We start from the raw sequence: 17979 nt of genomic DNA on the forward strand, positions 1-17979 counted from the left end.
ATTTTACCCTTCTTTTTATATTTGTTCAAATGCCCTATTTTTTATATATTTTTGTGTAATTTATTAATTTTATACAATTGCTTTTTGTGCTACTTTTTATTTTCCACCTGTAAAGTTTTTCCTATTGATATAAAAATTATTAATGATACTCTATGATCAATTAGGAGTTTTTATGACAATATCAACAAAACCAAATTTACAACTTATTTATGTATCGGACATTAAGCGTTCCACAGCTTTTTATGAGAAACTTTTTGATGCAAAGCCAATAGTTTCTATGGAGAATTATGTAGCATTTTCAGCTGGAGGAGATTCAGTATTCTCAATATGCATACGCTTAGAACACGAACCAAAATACGATGCTGAGCGATTCTCTGAAATTGGAATTATGCTTCCTTCAAATGAAGATGTAGATCGATTTTTTGAAAAATGTAAAAATGAGCTTAATGCTAAAGTAGTGCAAGAGCCAATAACTGAATGTTTTGGACGCACTTTCTTAATTGCAGATCCTGATGGACACATTATTAGATCTTGTCCAGTAGGATAAATATTTTAGATCTTGCCCAGTAGATTATTAGATATTGCCTAGTAGGATAAATATTTTAGATTTCATTCAGTAGGATAAATATTTTAGATTTCATTCAGTATGGATGAAATATTTTAGATTTCATTCAATGGGATAAGAAGAATTATCTTGTAACTTGATTTTTACTACAATTTCTTCATTTTACTATAATTTCTTCAAATTAGTTTTGTTGGAAAATCTTATTAATAATCGCAGGGTCATTAAATTCATTTAATATTTCTGCAAAGGATTTATTTTCCCACTCTACCGCTTTATGTAACAAGTATGGAGTTGCACTATGAGGGTCATGTTTTTTTAGATATTTCGTTATATCTCTAATCAAGCTATATGCATGCTCTCTAGATTTTATTTCATCACTAGATTCATTTTTTACTTCATGAACTATAGACTCACTAATACTTAGTTTGTCTTTTTGATTTTGAAAATCATTAATAATTTTTGATACTTTGCTCATTTTTAGATTTTTCTTTTCACAATGAGAAATGATAGATTTAATAATATTAATCAAATCAAGAATTATTCTTGCTTCATCATCCAGCAATTCACTGCAGTAAGAAGGGGCAATATTTTTGTAGAAATCAGATAATGCATATTTATTATCTCCAGATCCGCATAATGTTAAATTATCAGGCATCATTTTGCATAATACTTTATCAAGATAATTTGCTGCCTTTTGAAGAGAGTCCTGATCATTGCAATGATTTATCATTATAAAATCAAACATCTCTAGAGAAATTTGCAAATCTTGCTTTAAATATAAGTTAGCCTCAACAAGCCATACCATAACTTGTAAATCTTTTTTATGCTTAACAAGAATATCTAAACATAGATTTCTAATTGTAGTCCAATCTTTTTGCTTTGCGCTTCCCCATGCTCCTTTTGGTAAATTATCATGCTTTTGCTCTACCAAAGTTTCTAATTGAACAAATAAATTAGTGCCTCTAATATTATCAATTGGATCAATAAGATTTTCTTTTATATCAATTATTTTGAACATAATCTTGCTTCTCCTGCTGGGAATTCAGCGGCATAACTTGGGAAATTTGGCCAATCCATTAGATTGCCTTTAAGCTCTACATCACACCATACTACTAATTCTTTTCCACATCGTAATGGAATCTTCATTTTTAATTTCTTGCCTTTATTGCAATTTTTTGCACAGAATTTATCTATCAATCTTATTATTCCGAAAAATCCTTTATATTTCATTTCACAAGACCCTCCTTTTTCAAATGCATAATTGCTCTCTTTAGAAATTTTCATTGTATTGCTGAAATCATAATTTCCTAATTCAATTTCTTTAGGATCCATATTCATGCTAACTTCTTGATTTCCGAACTTCATATTCCAAATCGCAAGATGATCTCCTAATTTTTCATTTTCTCTATTTGTTCTTAGAGTTATTAAGAATGATCCTGGGTATTTCTTTATATCTGACATAGACTCTAACCATGGAATAATGCTATTCATTTTATACAAAAACATAGCCCATGTGTATTTATGCTTCAAATAGCGTGATAGTAGGTCAATATTCATATTTTTCTCTCGCCAAATAGCTAAGAAATTTCTCGCTTCTTCAGGAGTAACCTCAACATTGGATTTTTTGTTAAAAGGAAATCTATGAGCCATATACTTATTGAAATAACTTCTGATTTTCCTATATTGAACTTTAACTGTATTATAATTATCAAATAAACACTTGTTTCCTATAGATGAAATAATATCCATTTTCTTTCTATCAAAATAATCCTGATTACTTGAAGATTCTATATCCAAAATTTCACTGCAATCTTTTCTATCCAATACATAAGTTTTAATGAACTTTTCTATTGATTTGATTTGATTTGCCTTTCCTTCTCTATTTTTTTCAACAGACTCATTGATTGTTTTCCATTCCAAGAAAGTAGGAGAATAAATTTTCTGACCCATATCTGATACTTTGCTCAATAATCGCACTGCAGGCTCAGATAATTCAGATAAATAAGTAATTTGCTCATTTTGCTTTACAAGATACTCTTCAACATCTGCTTTGCGAATATTCTCGTCAAAATAAAAATCAGACTTTGCTATATTATATAAATCCTTGTTAACTAGCATATGATTCATTTTTTCTATAAATTTTATTGATTGCTTTTGTATAGCATTCTTCAAATCAGCAAATAAAACTGCATTTCTAAATCTGATAAAATCTAGAATTTTTGTCAAATACTTTTGCGCTTCTTTAAAATTCTGCGAAATATTGGACAACAACGCATCTTCTTTATCGAAAGTATCAAATTGAGTTTGACTATTTGATAAAGTATATGAAATATTTTTCATAATACTATTGCATGCAACTATAGACATAGCATTTGTTGCTTTTTCATGCTGATAAAGCATGTTGTGATCTGTAAATCTCCTAAATTCATCTATCATCTTGGCAATATTAGCCAGTTTATTCAAATTCCATTTTACTAAACTATCTTTAATCGCATAATTCATCTCAACTTTTCTATATTTCATAAACGATTTTCCAGCTAGTAAGTTCAACACTCCTTGGAATTCAGAAAAATTCTTAGAAAACAGCATCACGCCATTCTCATTTTTATGAAAAATTGATCCAATAATTGGAATACGATGAGTTAGCATTCTCTCTTTCAATGAAATAATTCTACTGCTAATTCTTTTCTTCATTTTATGAGCAACTTTAGGTCCCAAAACATGACTATCTTGTATTCTATAAATCATATTATTCAAATTATCATTAAAGCCTAGCTTCTCTTCTGAAACCCACATTAATTTCTTGTTATTAAATGAAGAGGCCAAGTCATTGAAATAAGAATTCAGTTTTTCTGTATCATAATTTTGCTTATCTTCTATTTTTTTTAATGTAGTTTGAATATAAACTATATTTGGTATAATTTTTTCATATTGCAATGCATTATTAATAAATTTATCAAACATATATTCCGCTTTAAATATTATTTCTTTTTTATATGATTCAATTGAATTTATATTAAATTTAGCATATTTCAATACATTGCTAAATATCCTCTTGTTTTTCTTTAGATTGTGACTTGCATCAAGATTTAGCAAATTTTTCATAACATATGCCACATCATCAATATTATGCAAATAAGGAATACGTTGAATTTTGTTATAAATATTCTCTAATTTTACTACTTGCTTTACATATTCATAAAATTCAACAAACTCATCAGATACAAAAGGGTCAAATGCTTTTTTGTTATCATTTTTAAAACTCACCTTTCCGGCAATAGCATTTCTAAGATCTAAATTAAATTTACTTGCAATAAATTTGAACAAAATAACATCGCACGCACTTCCTAACATAAAATTAATGTCATATCTTAAAGAAGAAAACCAAGAAGGTGGAAGAAAATATGAAAACAAACCATCTGCATTAATATTATTCATTGCATTAATTAGGGAAAGAGATTGATCTTCTAGTATTGAATTATCTAATTCGTCATATGTTCCTTTGTAAACTAATTTCGCATTATGCACAGCAAGTCTTATTCTCTCTACACCTTGCCTAAAATCAGATTTAGTTCTATATATCCTAGAATAAAAATGACTCAAACTAACAACGCCGCCTAAGCACATAATCATAAAAAGATATTGCAATATTCTTACTTTATTTGAATTATCTAATATGCGCCTAGATAAAGAAGAGGCTATGCTTTTTTCCTTAAATATCTTATCAACAAATAAATTGTTAATAAATAAAATATCATCAGCTGCTTCAAAATCTGAATGATGCATAATTGATCCAAACTCTACACTTTTCAATGATTGCGAAAATTCATGCGAAGCATATGCATTTTTTCTTGCAGATCCTACAAAATAAATTCCTCTTAACATGAAAGAATCATGCAAAGAATTTCGCTTAAAAATGTAGTATAAAAATTCAGATATCTTACTCCTTAGTTTATGCATTTCAAATGGAAAGGCAAATAATCCACCTGGAGATTCAATTTGACTAATCATAATTTCTTGCTGTAGAACTAACAACCTATCAATTACTTGATCAATAGCATTTTCGATAAATTGAATATCTTCTATTCCAGAAATATAATTTGGATTTGACCATCCAAACATTTCATTTTGCAATTTATATTCCAAAGAATTAGCAAAATGAGCAAACCCTGGAATCAAATCAGTATGAGTAATTACAATATATATAGGAATATTAACTCCAAATTTTTTCTGCATATTCCATAGCTTGATATAATAATGCTCTGCAATATTACTTAAATTCATCGATTCGTCAAGAATATCATTCATTGAAATAGTTAAAATTAAACTATCGATTGGTCTCTCTGGTCTGTGATAAGACAATAAATGCAATAACTTATTCCAATTACTATCATCTGATGAAACATACGCCTCTCCAGATGAGAAGAGAGCGCTATTCATTTCAAGCAATACAGCATCATTAAAAAAGAACCAATCGCAAAATTCATTTTTTTCAACCAAATCATCAATTGTTCTTTCAAGCTTTAAGCTATTTATTATTGAGGATTTCCCTGATTTTTCTGCTCCCATAATCATAATAAATGGCAATTTGTATTTAAAATCTTTATTTCCCAAAAATGAATATAAAGTGTGCATATTATTATCAAATGAATTTTTCATTCTATTATCAAATACATTCTCAAACTTAAACAAATCAGAAATATATTTTTTAAACTTAGTTAAATATATTAATGACACCTTAAATGCTTTAGGTATTTTGCCATGATGCTTATTTAACAGTATGAAGATAGTAGCTGAAATACTGCTAATTAATACTGTTGGAAGTAAATTATATATTTTGAACATTTTCTATATCCTTTTGCACAATGCTAATTAAATTAGATATTTCATGAGTAGATTGATACCATAAAATATAACTAATACTTATATAAGACAGCAATGAAATCCCCAATATCATCATCCAAACTTGATAACTCTTCATATTTGCATTAGATATTTTAATAATTGTATGCTGTTGAGATTGTGGAAATAAATTATCATTATGAATATTAGGGTCATAATTATTGACTAATTGAAATAATTGACTCTTATAATCTTTGATAATTCCTCCATCATCCAATCCTCTGTATTTTCCTCTAAAATTTAATCCCAAACAAAGCAAGTAAGAGCTTCCTATATCATATTTATAAACTGCATTAGAATGAATAAAATTGCTTATATTGTCAAATAATTTTGTCCCACCTATATGAGTTCCAAAAATTTGCATCTCCAAATTATTTTTTTTCCAAGCCTCTTTATCTTTCCATTCTATATTAATAAAAGTTTCATCAGCAAAAACAGTCATTATATAGGAAATTTCCTTATACCCTGATTCTATTAATGTTCCTTCTTCTGCTGCTAAGTCTCTTTTATAGTATATCATTCTCATCAAGATATCTTGTATATCTCTTGAATTATAGTTATTTTGATTTAATAAGATCAATTCTTTAAATTTCAAAACTTCATTTAAAAACTCTTGAAAACACCCCATTAGGAATGATTGATCTATCTTATTACTTGCCATATCTCAAGGCAAACTTAATATATAAAAGTAAAATTTGTTTTAATTAAATAATTTTTAACTTGCATTTCCCATTTCACTCAAAACATTGCTATAACTCAATTCTTTCATTTAGATAAATTTCATTTGCTCTTCTTGCTTTCATTCATTTTACTATATTTTATATAAACACTTCATATAAAACATTTATTTGCAATTGCTTCATTATTTGAATAAATTTTTTACTTGGAACATTATGTATAATTCACATCTAAATTAACAATATTAAATTCTTTTTTGATAAATTCAATGTTTTATTTTTGTTCCATATGGAACATTTATATTTATTGCATTTAACGCTCTACCGCAACTCACCAACGCCCTTTATTATTGCAATAACGAATGATCAAAGCAAAGCTGAGAATGAGAGAAACGAATGATCAAAGCAAAGCTGAGAATGAGAGAAACGAATGATCAAAGCAAAGCTGAGAATGAGAGAAACGAATGATCAAAGCAAAGCTGAGAATGAGAATGAATGATCAAAGAAACGAATGATCAAAGCAAAGCTGAGAATGAGAGAAACGAATGATGATCAATGATCAAAGCTGAGAATGAGAGAAACGAATGATCAAAGCAAAGCTGAGAATGAGAGAAACGAATGATCAAAGCAAAGCTGAGAATGAGAGAAACGAATGATCAAAGCAAAGCTGAGAATGAGAGAAACGAATGATCAAAGCAAAGCTGAGAATGAGAGAAACGAATGATCAAAGCAAAGCTGAGAATGAGAGAAACGAATGATCAAAGCAAAGCTGAGAATGAGAGAAACGAATGATCAAAGCAAAGCTGAGAATGAGAGAAACGAATGATCAAAGCAAAGCTGAGAATGAGAGAAACGAATGATCAAAGCAAAGCTGAGAATGAGAGAAACGAATGATCAAAGCAAAGCTGAGAATGAGAGAAACGAATGATCAAAGCAAAGCTGAGAATGAGAGAAACGAATGATCAAAGCAAAGCTGAGAATGAGAGAAACGAATGATCAAAGCAAAGCTGAGAATGAGAGAAACGAATGATCAAAAAGCAAAGCTGAGAATGAGAGAAACGAATGATCAAAGCAAAGCTGAGAATGAGAGAAACGAATGATCAAAGCAAAGCTGAGAATGAGAGAAACGAATGATCAAAGCAAAGCTGAGAATGAGAGAAACGAATGATCAAAGCAAAGCTGAGAATGAGAGAAGCTGTTTAAAATAAACACAAATGTTCCATATGGAACAAAAAAGAAAATATTTAATATTGTTAATTATTAAATGAAAAATTAATTTATCATTTTGCGAGAGAATTATTTAAATAAAAAATCGCAAATTAGATTGATTGTATTTGCTTAAAATCTTAATAATTTGAAATAAATATTTAAATAAATAAAATTGACAACTGTTAAATTTAACAATTTTTTGAAATATTAATTAAGAAAATTAACTAAATTAATTAATCCAAAGCTAAGCATTCAAAGAATGACAGTTAAAAGAACAAGTATTAAGCAGCTTCTGCTTTACCGAATACTTTATCCATTGAAATACCTCTTTTGATAGCGATCATTTTTGGAGATTGCATGCTAAATACCCCTTTAAACAGAGCTTTAACAACGTTATGAGGGTTATTACTTCCAATAACCTTTACAACTGCATCTTTTACTCCCAAAGCATCTAATGAAGATCTAACTACTTCACTGGCAATGATACCAGTACCAACAGGAGCAGATCTTAAGCAAATTCTAGTGCTGCAATATTTTACTTCAGCATCATGATGGAATGTTCTTCCTTCTTTCAGTGAAACTTTAAACATAGATCTAGAAGCTTTGTCCATAGCTTTTCTTACAGCATCAGAAACTTCTTTTGCCTTACCTAAGCTATATCCTGCAGATCCATTTCCATCTCCAACTATTACAAACGCACAAACTCTTTGTCTTTTTCCACCTTTTGTAACAGCTGCAATCCAATTCAAAGAAAGAACGTGATTGATCAAATTTTCTTTCTTCCTGGAAGAATCAAATCTTCTATTGCGTGATCTTCTAGCTTGAGGAACACCTGCATTACTATCTTTATTAAAAGTATTTTTAATAGTATTCATCAAAACTCCAATCCATTTTCTCTTGCAGAATCAGCAAGAGCTTTAATGCATCCATGCATTTGCCATCCACCTAAATCAAATACGATTTTAGTAATCTTTTTTGCTTTTAGTTTATCTGCAATTGTTTTTCCGATCCATTTGCATCCCTCTACTCCATATGTCTTTATAGAGTCAGGGAAATCTTTTGAAATAGAGCTAGCAGATGCAATAGTTTTATGTTGCTCGTCATCTATTGCTTGAACATAAACAAATTTATTAGACTTAAAAACAGATAATCTTAATCTATTATCATGATTGATAGATCTGATCTTAAATCTTCTTCTTCTTTGTCTTCTGCAAAATGATAAATCTAATCTAGACATTATCTTTTACCTTCCTTCTTGATTCTGGATTTCAAACCCAAAATTTCTCCACCTTTGTAAGCTATAGGCTTTCTATGTGAAGCAACTTCAGATGCAAATTGCTTTACCTTTTGAGCATCAATTCCTTCTATATCTATAATAACAGGCTTTACACAAGTCACCTTTATATAAGAAGGAATATCAACCACTATTGGGTGACTATAACCCAATAAAAGCTTAAGAGTTGATCCCTCAATGGAACTTTTATAACCAGTTCCAGAAAGAGTAAGAGTTACTTTAAATCCATCAGTAACGCCTTTAATTGCAGATACTATAATTGCTCTAATAGTTCCAAGCATGGGGAAATTTTTATTTTTCTTATCATTTCCTCCATTCATGGAAAGCATAATAGAATTGTTATCAAGATTTAAATTCAAAAAAGAGGGTATATTTAATTCTCTTTCTCCTTTAGGTCCCTTAACAACAAGCATATTATCATTAAAATTACAGCTTATTTTATCTGAAAACATAATTGGATTTCTAGCTAATCTTGACATTAACGTACCTCACAAACTATTTCTCCACCAATGCCATGAGCGATTGCTGAAACATCAGATATAACTCCCTTTGAAGTGCTAAGAATTAACATTTTAGAAATTTGTCTTAATTTCTTAATTTGTGCCAAATCAACATGCACTCTTCTGGAAGATTTAGAAATTCTACGCAAACTAGATATTACAGGATAGCCTCGATCATACTTTAGAGTAATGATGATTTCTCTTTCTGATTCATCTAATTTTTCTATAAATCCTTCTTCTTTCATTACATTTAACACATTTCTAACAAAGTTAGATTTTTGAACATTTGTGGAATCCTTACCAACCAAGTAAGCATTCCTAATTCTTGTTAAAGTATCAGATATTTTATCATTCATAACTACCTCACCAACTTGCTTGCTCAACGCCAGGTAAGTAACCAAGCACGGCAAGTTCTCTTATTTTGTTTCTACAAATCCCGAATTCTCTATGAACTCCTCTAGGTCTTCCAGTTAATGCGCATCTTCTTCTGTATCTGATTCCAATGCTTTTTCTTGGAAGGTCGTTCAATTTGTTCATAGCTTCCATCTTTTCTTTCCAGTCTAGATTAGGATCTTTAATTAACTTCTTTAATTCTTTTCTTTTTGCTTCATATTTCTTACTTAATCTTAATCTCTCTAGATTTCTATAAATCATACTTGTCTTAGACATTGTGTACCTTCTCTCTGAATGGGAGCCATAAGTTCTTTAAAAGCACTTCACAATCAGCATCACTAGATGCAGAAGTAATTAGCGCAATGTTCAAACCAAATGAAAATGTGCTATCGCTTTCAAAAAATACTGTATGATCTTTAATTCCTAAATTATAATTTCCATTACCATCAAAAGCATTTAATGACATTCCATGAAAATCTCTAACTCTTGGCAAAGCTAAATAAGCTAATCTTCTAACAAACTCATACATAGAAGCTTTTCTTAAAGTAACAAATACACCAGAAATCATTCCTTCTCTAACAGAGAATCCAGCAACTGATTTTTTTGCTTTTGCTTTTACAGGCAATTGTCCAGTAATTTTCATAATTTGATCAAAAATAAAATCAATTTTATTTGGATCTTTTAGATATTTACCACAACCAGCACTGATAACAACTTTAAGCAACTTTGGAACGCTAAAATCATTTTCTAAAGAAAGCTGACTTTTAACAGTTGGCATGATGTCGCTAAAATTTTCATAATGCTTCATGTTCATGATCTAACCTCTTTCTCAGATTTTCTAAATACTAATACTTTTTTATCATTCTTAAAGACATATTTTGTTTTAGATGGCTTGCCATTTTCTATGTGAGCAACATTTGAAACATGCATTGATTTTTCACGTTTAATTATTCCACCTTGAGCAGTATTTGTAGGCTTTTGATGCATTGTTTGCATGTTAAGCCCTTCTACTATAACTCTCATATTCTTCTTATCAATAAGTGATATTTTACCTGAAGCGCCTTTGTCTTTTCCATTAGTTATAATAACAACGTCGCCCATTTTAATTCTTAAATTAATTGCATTCATATTAATACACCTTCAGAGCTTTTGATGTAATTTTTGCATTTACACTTCCACTCTCTCTTGCAACACATCCAAGAACTCTAGTTCCAATCATTTCATTTTTTTCATTAATCAACACAGCAGCGTTGTCAGAATATTTCAATGAAACTCCATTTTTTCTATTAATAATTCCCTTAGTGCGCACTATAACAGCATTGTAAACATCTCCTGATTTTACTTTAGCATTAGGCTCAGCATCTATAACAGAAATTTTAATAATCATTCCAACTTCAGCTCCACCTTGAAGAGATCCCATGTTAAAACATCTTACCTTCTTAGCGCCAGAGTTATCAGCAACATTTAAAACAGTTCCTTTATAAATCATGATTTATCCTCTACAAGGCACCAGCTTTTTCTTTTAGAAATAGGCGCGCATGATTTTGCTTTAATAAAATCTCCTACTTTGCAAACATTTTGTGGATCATGAATCATAAATTTCTTTGATCTCTTAATAACGCTTCCATAAATAGGATGTTTATAAATTCTCTTCACTAGCACAGACACAGTCTTGTCAGAAGAGCACGACACGACCTTGCCACTTATGTATTTAGTCATTCTTCACCTCTAAAATCCTCATTTGAGTTTTCATTTTTGCTATTTCTTTTCTGGTCTTCTTAAGTACAGAAGGGTCCTTCAAAGATTTTTTAGCATGCAAAAATAAAGATTCTAGATAGCTACTCATAAGCTTTTGTAATTTTTCTTGCATAGAACAAATTTACTACAAACATTAGATCAAGTCCATAGATCCGCATGAAATATTAACAATTAAATTGCATAAACTATGAATATATTAATATGCGATAAATTAAATTATGCAAAATCATAAAAATCTAATAAAATTAAATCACACAAAACATCATAAAATATATGTTATTTCAATTAAATTTAAAAAAAGTACTTTACCCTATAGACAAAAAAAATTGTTTTTGATACATTGATAGTGTTGGTTACCATAGCGGAAAACATAACACCCGATTCCATCCCGAACTCGGCAGTGAAAGTTTCCAGCGCTGATGGTAGTGCATCTTAAGGTGTGCGAGAGTAAGACGTTGCCAACTTTTTTTCAATTTAAATTATCAATCAATTTTTTTAGATGAAGCTTGTTTTAGCAATTTTTATTATTACACAATTTTTTTATTTTTTATTAATTCAATTTTTATTTTTTATAATTTATAATTTCAAATTTATTATCAATATATCATTTAAAATAATTTATTTATATAATTTTCATAATGATTTTTACAACAAACTCATATCACAAGGGAATTTTTTACGAATTATTATCAGTTGTTATTTTATTTCTTAGGGGTCATAAAATATTAAAATGGAGATTTAAAACTCCCGTAGGAGAAATCGATATAATATCCAAAAAAGGAAGTTTTGTATTTGTAAATGAGGTTAAATACAGAAAAAATATAGAAAATGCTTATCATTTCACAGAATCAAAATATCAAAATAGATTAGAAAGAACCTATTATTGGTGGTTAAAATCAAATTCAAAATATGAAAACTGCGAATTAAAAATAAAGTATATTTTCTGGCATAAAAAGTTTAGAATGAGATACATATGACATGGCACTTAATTACTGATGGATCTTGCTTAGGAAACCCTGGCCGAGGAGGCTGGGCTTTCATGTTGCAAAATGGAGAAAATAAAGATATTCATTCTGGATATGAAGAAAAAACGACAAATAATAGAATGGAGTTACAAGCATTAATATCTGGATTAAAATATTTTTCTCAGCAATCTAAGGAAAGTTTAGACGTCACGATGGATAGTCAGTATGTGATCAATGGAGTAAAATCTTGGATGGCAAATTGGAAGCGAAACAATTGGCAAACAGCAGCAAAAACACCTGTTAAAAATAAAGATTTATGGATGGAATTGGACAAAATAATACCAAGCATGTCGTTAAATTTTATTTGGACAAAAGGACATCAAGATCATGAGCTACATAACATAGTTGATGAAGCTGCTAGATGCGCTGCAGACAAGCATGCAAGCTGCACATGCAAATAAATAAGATCTCTTATCTATAAATATATTACTTGATTTTAACTAATATCAAAAATTTATTTTCACATATTTTTATACAAATATTTCATTTCATCATCAAAAAACATCATTTTTCATTGACAATTACTTCTTGTGGGGTAAGATTGTAGTAATTTAGGGGGGTTGTTATGAAGAACCTGAGAATTTTGATACTAGCTATGATGTTAGTTGGAGCGAGAGAGTCTATATTTGCTGGAGAAGGGGATTTGAGTGAAAATCCTAGTATAGTAGAGGTAAAGGCTAAAAAAGGAATATTGGATAAGTTTAGTCCAACTTTGTATGAAAAAGGGATGAAGTCTATTGAGAAGATTTGCCCAAAGAAATCTCATGCAGAAAAAGAAAGGCTATATTTTATAGTATTAGCTAACAAAGGCGCTGGGGGGAGATATGCGATTTCTATATCTAAGATGCTTGATGAGCAACTTGGTTGGGAAGAAGGAAAGCATAGAGTAAGATTGGAATTAGTTAATTATGCATACAAGACAAGGCATGCATTGAGTGAGATTTCTGGAGCTCAAGTTTTGGTAGATTCTATACATGGTATGGCCGATGATATACATCAATCTAAGCTAAGCGAGTTGATTGAGTTTGCAGATTACTTGCTAAAGAGTCATGAGAATGGTGAAGTAGTGGACTGGAAGCTAGAAGCAAAGAGAGCACAGTTTCACATCAATCCCCCAACAGATAAAGATGATCTGGAAGATGTATTCCTGTACCAAAGAGATCAAAAGGTTAGAAAAATGAGAGGGGCTTTGAGGAAGTTTATTGGGGCAATTAGTTATAGCAGCGATCTTTCTCATGAAGATTTATCTAAGATGTTTTCGGAAGATAAAGAGCAATGCAAGAAAGCAATCATTGATGCATTTGAAGCAAATGATAATGTTTTTAGAAAGAGATTATTCCCATCAAATCCAAGCTCAATCGAAGAAGAAAGAGTTATAAGATGGTTATTTGAATCCTTAGAGTTAGATATAAACCCAATCTTTGCTAAATACAAAGATGAGTTTAAGAAAATGCGCCAAGAAGAAACAGATGCAATGTGGTCAGATAAGTCTAAAGCTCCTAAAGTTAGCCCAGATCTAGATGAATCAGATATCAATGCAATGATATGTTTGTATGGTATTGGAGAATTGCATGAATTTATATTTAATAATTATTTGAAAGATGCGCTTGTTGTTGAATTTAACAAGATAACTGAAGAGAATAAAAGTTATAAAGATTGCTCATTAAGCGCAGAAACTCTATCACTAGGAGGGATTGCATTTGAAACATGTAATGGCAATCAAAAAATAGCGATTCATCATATTAAGTATGGAGCATACGAAGCTGCCAAAGAACACATCGATGCATTCGTAAAATCTTATGTTATGCCAAGAGCAGAAGTTTTTGCTAAAAACTATGTTGAGAATTTAAAGAAATCTTAAGATAATCTTAATCAATGAAGTCTATGCTTTGTCAAAATGCAAAACATATCTGGCGGTAAAAGAAAAAGAGGAAGTGATGATGATATTCAATCTACTGTAGTAGTTGAAGATAATCGTCGTATTGTTAAAGTAGAAAATAAGCAAGAGCAGGTAGAGCCTGATTCTAAGAAGCAAAAGAAAGCTGATCCGTATAATATAGAATGGGTCGCAACATTTAACTATGACTTAACCGATAAACCAGAAGACTATGTTGGTCATGTGTTTGTTTTAAATATACAAGAAGGTTTATCTGAAGCTTTTTGTGTAAATGGATCAGGATCTTTTAAAAATAAGCAAGAAAATATGGTTGGCAAGAAAGTTAGACTTGGATTAAGTATTGGAATACCTGGTCTAGATACTAAATGTTGGCATGGCGTTGTAAATAAATGGGAATACTTAAGAGATAGTAGCGCTAAAGATGTAGATGGCAAGAAAATACATCACTATATGTATAAGTTTAGCATAATTCCTGAAATACAATTTAAGTTAAGCACAAAACGAAGCAGAGTTTTCTTCCCATCTGGTGATGATCAGTCATATTCTGATAATCAAGATATCAAGTTTAATAGGGCAAAATTGATGAATTATGTTGCAGAAAAACTGATTAAAGATAATGGAGTTGATTTACAAGATAATCCTCCAAATGAAAAAAGAAAGAAAAGTATATATGAAGAATATGATGCTATATACTCATTCTATGATTATTTAGTTGGAAATAGGGAAAATACTGATCCAGAAAATAAAGTTGATAGAGGGCTTCTTGAAAAATTAGATGAGAAAAATGGTATATCAAACAACATTGCAGTGCAAATTAAACTTGTTGATGCTTTTGGTAAATTGAGCAAATTTGATGGGAAGATACCAATCAAAGGTGCAGATAACTCTCAAAAGAATGCAATTGAAAAGGAAGAAGAAGCAACAAAACATAAATGCCCACCCAAGCGCCCATTTTTCAATTACGAAGATAAAACTAACTTTTCACAAACAGATGAAGAAGAGTTTCCTGAGTATATTGTGCAGTATGATGAGACGGATTGGGAATTTTTAAATAGATTGTGCAGGGAGTTTGGAGTGTATTATTGCTTCGAACATACTGATTATCATACTGGAATGGTGTTTTATAGTAATCCTCAAGGAGGAGATTCTGACAATGCATTCGAGGATTTTGGAAGATTTGAGGAAGACGAAGATGATGAGGATTATGAGTCGCAAGAAAATGAAGAGTCTTCAGCCGAATCCAAACCATATAAAACTTATCTAGGATATGAAAATGCGATTTTAGGCTATAAGCCAGATGGCTCATATGATGAGGAAGCGATTAAAGTTCATAAAAGTAAGCAGAAATCACTTAAATCTAATGAAACTTCTAATAGTTCTGCAGGAAATTCTGATTCTGACGTAGGGAATAACGAAAATATCCAGAATAAAAGCGATGATAAAACAATTCCTCATGTAACACGTGGCGATGAGAATAAGGTTTTTGATTTGAGCGATCCATTCACTGATTCAAAGCCATTATATTATAGCAATGCAAATTTGAAGCGAGCAGATGATCAATATATTTCTCAATGGCATGAAGTGAATCAATTCGTTCAGCCTGCTCCACAACTTTATGGATATAATCCTGATTATGATCCAGAAAAGCGTAATGTTCTTCGTGAGCAAGATCAAAGTGAAGGTGGAGGCAGTTTTTCTGAAAGTGAAAGTGCAAATTCAGAAAAAGGAAGCAGTAGAATTCAGAATTACTATAATGAGAATTTTACATCTGAGAAACGAGTAAATGATTATAATGAGCTATATAAACAGCATGCCCAATCTACTGAGACGGAATATTATGCGAAAACTTATCGTCAAGAAATTAGCCCTGGATATAAATTTGTCCTTACACATCACCCTGATTTAGATATGAATGGGCAATATTATGTAAAGCGAGCTGTTCATAATTTGAGCTACGAAGTTGTAAATAATGCAGACCCCGAATCTGCAGATTTGGATGATATGGAGTTGCGTTATGAAAATGAAGCTGTGTTTGCAAAAATAGATCAGCCATTTAAGATTTTGCCAATTCCTCAAAGGAAAATTCTTGGAATTCAAACTGGAATTGTTGTTGGAGGGGAAGATCAGAAAATTTATACTAATCATATGGGTCATGTGAAGGTTTATTTTCATTGGGATAGCGCGAGAAAAGATTTAAGTGATGGAGAAAAACTTCAGCAAGCAATTTGGGTTCGTGTAGCTCAATGGGGAGGAGCTGGAAATGAATGGGGAGGATTTTTTGTACCTCGCGTTGGTCAAGAGGTTATAATTTCATTCGAAAATGGCAATCCTAGCAAGCCGATTGTGATGGGATGTTTGTATAATCGCTCAACAATGCCTCCATATAATTTAGTGGAAACTGAAGAAGTTACAGCGAAAACTGGAATCAAAACGGAGTCTTTAAAAGATGTTGAAGAAGGAGAAGAAAAAGGATTTAATGAGCTTAGCTTTGAGGATAAAGCAAATGAGGAAAAGGTTTTTCTTCATGCTGAAAAAGATTATGAACAGATTATTAAAGATACGCGCAAATCTAGTATAGGAAGCGGTTCAGATGAATTAACTATTAGCAAAGGTGATAGAAAAGTAGAGATTCTAGGCGAGGATGATCCAACAGACGGCTCTGGAAATGATATTCTGATTATTAAAAAAGGAAATAAGGAAATAAAACTTGAATCTGAAGAGGCGAAGAATTTTCTTACAGAGCTAAAAAATGGAGATATAATTAATAAAATTGAAGAGGGGAATTATAAACTAGATCTGCAGAAAGGAAATCAGGAGATCAAATTACAAGATGGGGATGTTGAAATTAGTATTGAAAAAGGAGATATGAAGATAAATATGAATCAAGGAGATCAAAAAGAAAATATTACTGGAAACAAAGATATAACTATTGTTAATGGAAACTATACTATAAAAATTGTGGGAGGAAATATGGAGATTGAGGCAAGTCAAATTTCATATCAGGCAACTGATTTCTCGATTAAATCTGCAGGTAATTTGAGCTTGGAAGCTGGTGGAAATCTGAGCATTAAGGGAGGAAATATAGAGATGAAAAGTGAAACAACGGCAGATATTGAGGCGTCAGCGATGATGAATATCAACGCAGGAATAGTGAATATAAACTAATGAATATTGAGCAAATAATAAAAAATCAACAACTAGCATGTGATTCAGAGAATACGATTTCTAGCAATGATTTTGAAGAAGTGATAGTAGATGGAAAAACTATTGAAAAACATGCAATGCAGGATGGAGTGAGAAATGGGGAAAGTATATATTATAAAGATGGGAAGATTTCTCAAAGAATAAATTACAAAGATGGGAAGATTTTTGGCGCAGTAGAAATATATAAAAATGGATCTTTGAATTTAATTATGAATTATAAGAATGAAAAGCCAAATGGGCCTATGTATGTTTTTGAAAAAGGGAAATTATCACAAATAGGATTTTATAAAGATGAAAAGAAACATGGGAAATTCTTTGTTTTTAATAATGAATATCTATCAAAAGAAGAAAATTATAAAGATGATTTATTGGAAGGAATTTCAATTATATACTATCCAAAATCTACAAATATTTTTGAAATTGGAGAATATTTTGCAGGAGACAAAAATGGATCCTGGAAGCAATTTGACTTAGATGGAAACATTATCAAAGAAGAATTCTTCGATTAAAGTGTATTTGCCCTACCAAAGAAAATAGTAATAATTTATAGATATT

The 17979-nt window shown here is 30.5% G+C and carries 19 protein-coding genes and 1 rRNA gene; 7 read left to right on the forward strand and 13 right to left on the reverse strand.

Annotated elements, in window-relative coordinates:
• Positions 1-172: 172 nt before the first annotated feature.
• Positions 173-547, forward strand: a complete 375-nt coding sequence (locus FZC35_RS02520; RefSeq protein ID WP_148981073.1) for a VOC family protein — start codon at positions 173-175, stop codon at positions 545-547.
• A 199-nt stretch (positions 548-746) separates the two neighbouring features.
• On the opposite strand, the gene FZC35_RS02525 is transcribed toward FZC35_RS02520, so the two are convergent.
• From FZC35_RS02525 to FZC35_RS02585, 13 genes are all read right to left on the reverse strand, one after another.
• The gene (locus tag FZC35_RS02525; RefSeq protein ID WP_148981074.1) at positions 747-1583 is read right to left on the reverse strand and encodes a type VI secretion system protein TssA; all 837 of its coding nucleotides are present in this window, start codon (positions 1581-1583) and stop codon (positions 747-749) included.
• Positions 1571-5410, reverse strand: a complete 3840-nt coding sequence (locus tag FZC35_RS02530) for a type VI secretion system protein (protein WP_148981075.1) — start codon at positions 5408-5410, stop codon at positions 1571-1573. Before FZC35_RS02530 ends, FZC35_RS02525 begins: the two co-directional genes overlap by 13 nt.
• A complete protein-coding gene (locus FZC35_RS02535; protein ID WP_148981076.1) occupies positions 5394-6128 on the reverse strand; it encodes a DotU family type IV/VI secretion system protein in 735 nt (244 codons plus the stop codon). The genes FZC35_RS02530 and FZC35_RS02535 overlap by 17 nt, the downstream gene beginning before the upstream one ends.
• 1506 nt (positions 6129-7634) lie before the next feature.
• Positions 7635-8228 carry a ribosomal protein S5 gene (locus FZC35_RS02540; protein WP_148981077.1) on the reverse strand — a complete coding sequence of 198 codons (594 nt, stop codon included), beginning with the start codon at positions 8226-8228 and terminating at the stop codon, positions 7635-7637.
• Positions 8228-8590: a 50S ribosomal protein L18 gene (gene rplR / locus FZC35_RS02545; protein ID WP_216362647.1), complete on the reverse strand. Its 363-nt coding sequence runs from the start codon at positions 8588-8590 to the stop codon at positions 8228-8230. Before rplR ends, FZC35_RS02540 begins: the two co-directional genes overlap by 1 nt.
• On the reverse strand, positions 8590-9126 hold the full coding sequence (rplF, locus tag FZC35_RS02550) for a 50S ribosomal protein L6 (protein ID WP_148981079.1): 537 nt from the start codon (positions 9124-9126) through the stop codon (positions 8590-8592). Before rplF ends, rplR begins: the two co-directional genes overlap by 1 nt.
• Entirely contained in the window at positions 9126-9503 is a 378-nt protein-coding gene (gene rpsH, locus FZC35_RS02555) for a 30S ribosomal protein S8 (protein ID WP_148981080.1), read from the reverse strand. The genes rplF and rpsH overlap by 1 nt, the downstream gene beginning before the upstream one ends.
• Before the next feature lie 7 nt (positions 9504-9510).
• Positions 9511-9816 carry a 30S ribosomal protein S14 gene (gene rpsN / locus FZC35_RS02560; RefSeq protein ID WP_148981081.1) on the reverse strand — a complete coding sequence of 102 codons (306 nt, stop codon included), beginning with the start codon at positions 9814-9816 and terminating at the stop codon, positions 9511-9513.
• Entirely contained in the window at positions 9809-10354 is a 546-nt protein-coding gene (rpl5, locus tag FZC35_RS02565) for a large ribosomal subunit protein uL5 (RefSeq protein ID WP_148981082.1), read from the reverse strand. Before rpl5 ends, rpsN begins: the two co-directional genes overlap by 8 nt.
• A complete protein-coding gene (gene rplX / locus FZC35_RS02570; protein ID WP_148981083.1) occupies positions 10351-10668 on the reverse strand; it encodes a 50S ribosomal protein L24 in 318 nt (105 codons plus the stop codon). The genes rpl5 and rplX overlap by 4 nt, the downstream gene beginning before the upstream one ends.
• Before the next feature lies 1 nt (position 10669).
• Positions 10670-11029, reverse strand: a complete 360-nt coding sequence (gene rplN, locus FZC35_RS02575; protein ID WP_148981084.1) for a 50S ribosomal protein L14 — start codon at positions 11027-11029, stop codon at positions 10670-10672.
• The gene (gene rpsQ, locus FZC35_RS02580) at positions 11026-11259 is read right to left on the reverse strand and encodes a 30S ribosomal protein S17 (RefSeq protein ID WP_148981085.1); all 234 of its coding nucleotides are present in this window, start codon (positions 11257-11259) and stop codon (positions 11026-11028) included. Before rpsQ ends, rplN begins: the two co-directional genes overlap by 4 nt.
• On the reverse strand, positions 11252-11410 hold the full coding sequence (locus FZC35_RS02585) for a 50S ribosomal protein L29 (RefSeq protein WP_148981086.1): 159 nt from the start codon (positions 11408-11410) through the stop codon (positions 11252-11254). The genes rpsQ and FZC35_RS02585 overlap by 8 nt, the downstream gene beginning before the upstream one ends.
• A gap of 236 nt (positions 11411-11646) precedes the next feature.
• On the opposite strand from FZC35_RS02585, the gene rrf reads away from it, so the two are divergent.
• From rrf to FZC35_RS02615, 6 genes are all read left to right on the forward strand, one after another.
• Positions 11647-11762 (forward strand): 5S ribosomal RNA (gene rrf, locus FZC35_RS02590).
• A gap of 174 nt (positions 11763-11936) precedes the next feature.
• A complete protein-coding gene (locus FZC35_RS02595) occupies positions 11937-12275 on the forward strand; it encodes a YraN family protein (protein ID WP_148981087.1) in 339 nt (112 codons plus the stop codon).
• Positions 12272-12724, forward strand: a complete 453-nt coding sequence (rnhA, locus tag FZC35_RS02600) for a ribonuclease HI (RefSeq protein WP_148981088.1) — start codon at positions 12272-12274, stop codon at positions 12722-12724. Before FZC35_RS02595 ends, rnhA begins: the two co-directional genes overlap by 4 nt.
• A gap of 164 nt (positions 12725-12888) precedes the next feature.
• Positions 12889-14184: a hypothetical protein gene (locus tag FZC35_RS02605; RefSeq protein ID WP_148981089.1), complete on the forward strand. Its 1296-nt coding sequence runs from the start codon at positions 12889-12891 to the stop codon at positions 14182-14184.
• Between the two features lie 36 nt (positions 14185-14220).
• Positions 14221-17385 (forward strand): type VI secretion system Vgr family protein, encoded by a 3165-nt coding sequence (locus FZC35_RS02610; RefSeq protein WP_148981090.1) that lies wholly within the window; start codon positions 14221-14223, stop codon positions 17383-17385.
• Positions 17385-17933, forward strand: coding sequence for a toxin-antitoxin system YwqK family antitoxin (locus FZC35_RS02615; protein WP_148981091.1), 549 nt, complete (start codon positions 17385-17387; stop codon positions 17931-17933). The genes FZC35_RS02610 and FZC35_RS02615 overlap by 1 nt, the downstream gene beginning before the upstream one ends.
• Positions 17934-17979: the final 46 nt, after the last annotated feature.

It is taken from the genome of Candidatus Cytomitobacter indipagum (genome assembly GCF_008189285.1).
GTDB classification, from domain to species: domain Bacteria; phylum Pseudomonadota; class Alphaproteobacteria; order CAJXXZ01; family 1604HC; genus Cytomitobacter; species Cytomitobacter indipagum.

What these genes read in the sequence shown, in the direction of transcription:
- FZC35_RS02595 (WP_148981087.1), top strand. Translation starts at nt 11,937, where the DNA reads ATGATTTTTACAACAAACTCATATCACAAGGGAATTTTTTACGAATTA.
- rpsN (WP_148981081.1), bottom strand. Translation starts at nt 9,816, where the DNA reads ATGTCTAAGACAAGTATGATTTATAGAAATCTAGAGAGATTAAGATTA.
- FZC35_RS02585 (WP_148981086.1), bottom strand. Translation starts at nt 11,410, where the DNA reads ATGCAAGAAAAATTACAAAAGCTTATGAGTAGCTATCTAGAATCTTTA.
- rplN (WP_148981084.1), bottom strand. Translation starts at nt 11,029, where the DNA reads ATGATTTATAAAGGAACTGTTTTAAATGTTGCTGATAACTCTGGCGCT.
- rnhA (WP_148981088.1), top strand. Translation starts at nt 12,272, where the DNA reads ATGACATGGCACTTAATTACTGATGGATCTTGCTTAGGAAACCCTGGC.
- FZC35_RS02605 (WP_148981089.1), top strand. Translation starts at nt 12,889, where the DNA reads ATGAAGAACCTGAGAATTTTGATACTAGCTATGATGTTAGTTGGAGCG.
- rplF (WP_148981079.1), bottom strand. Translation starts at nt 9,126, where the DNA reads ATGTCAAGATTAGCTAGAAATCCAATTATGTTTTCAGATAAAATAAGC.
- rpsQ (WP_148981085.1), bottom strand. Translation starts at nt 11,259, where the DNA reads ATGACTAAATACATAAGTGGCAAGGTCGTGTCGTGCTCTTCTGACAAG.
- rplX (WP_148981083.1), bottom strand. Translation starts at nt 10,668, where the DNA reads ATGAATGCAATTAATTTAAGAATTAAAATGGGCGACGTTGTTATTATA.
- rpsH (WP_148981080.1), bottom strand. Translation starts at nt 9,503, where the DNA reads ATGAATGATAAAATATCTGATACTTTAACAAGAATTAGGAATGCTTAC.
- rplR (WP_216362647.1), bottom strand. Translation starts at nt 8,590, where the DNA reads ATGTCTAGATTAGATTTATCATTTTGCAGAAGACAAAGAAGAAGAAGA.
- FZC35_RS02530 (WP_148981075.1), bottom strand. Translation starts at nt 5,410, where the DNA reads ATGTTCAAAATATATAATTTACTTCCAACAGTATTAATTAGCAGTATT.
- FZC35_RS02540 (WP_148981077.1), bottom strand. Translation starts at nt 8,228, where the DNA reads ATGAATACTATTAAAAATACTTTTAATAAAGATAGTAATGCAGGTGTT.
- rpl5 (WP_148981082.1), bottom strand. Translation starts at nt 10,354, where the DNA reads ATGAACATGAAGCATTATGAAAATTTTAGCGACATCATGCCAACTGTT.
- FZC35_RS02525 (WP_148981074.1), bottom strand. Translation starts at nt 1,583, where the DNA reads ATGTTCAAAATAATTGATATAAAAGAAAATCTTATTGATCCAATTGAT.
- FZC35_RS02520 (WP_148981073.1), top strand. Translation starts at nt 173, where the DNA reads ATGACAATATCAACAAAACCAAATTTACAACTTATTTATGTATCGGAC.
- FZC35_RS02615 (WP_148981091.1), top strand. Translation starts at nt 17,385, where the DNA reads ATGAATATTGAGCAAATAATAAAAAATCAACAACTAGCATGTGATTCA.
- FZC35_RS02610 (WP_148981090.1), top strand. Translation starts at nt 14,221, where the DNA reads ATGCAAAACATATCTGGCGGTAAAAGAAAAAGAGGAAGTGATGATGAT.
- FZC35_RS02535 (WP_148981076.1), bottom strand. Translation starts at nt 6,128, where the DNA reads ATGGCAAGTAATAAGATAGATCAATCATTCCTAATGGGGTGTTTTCAA.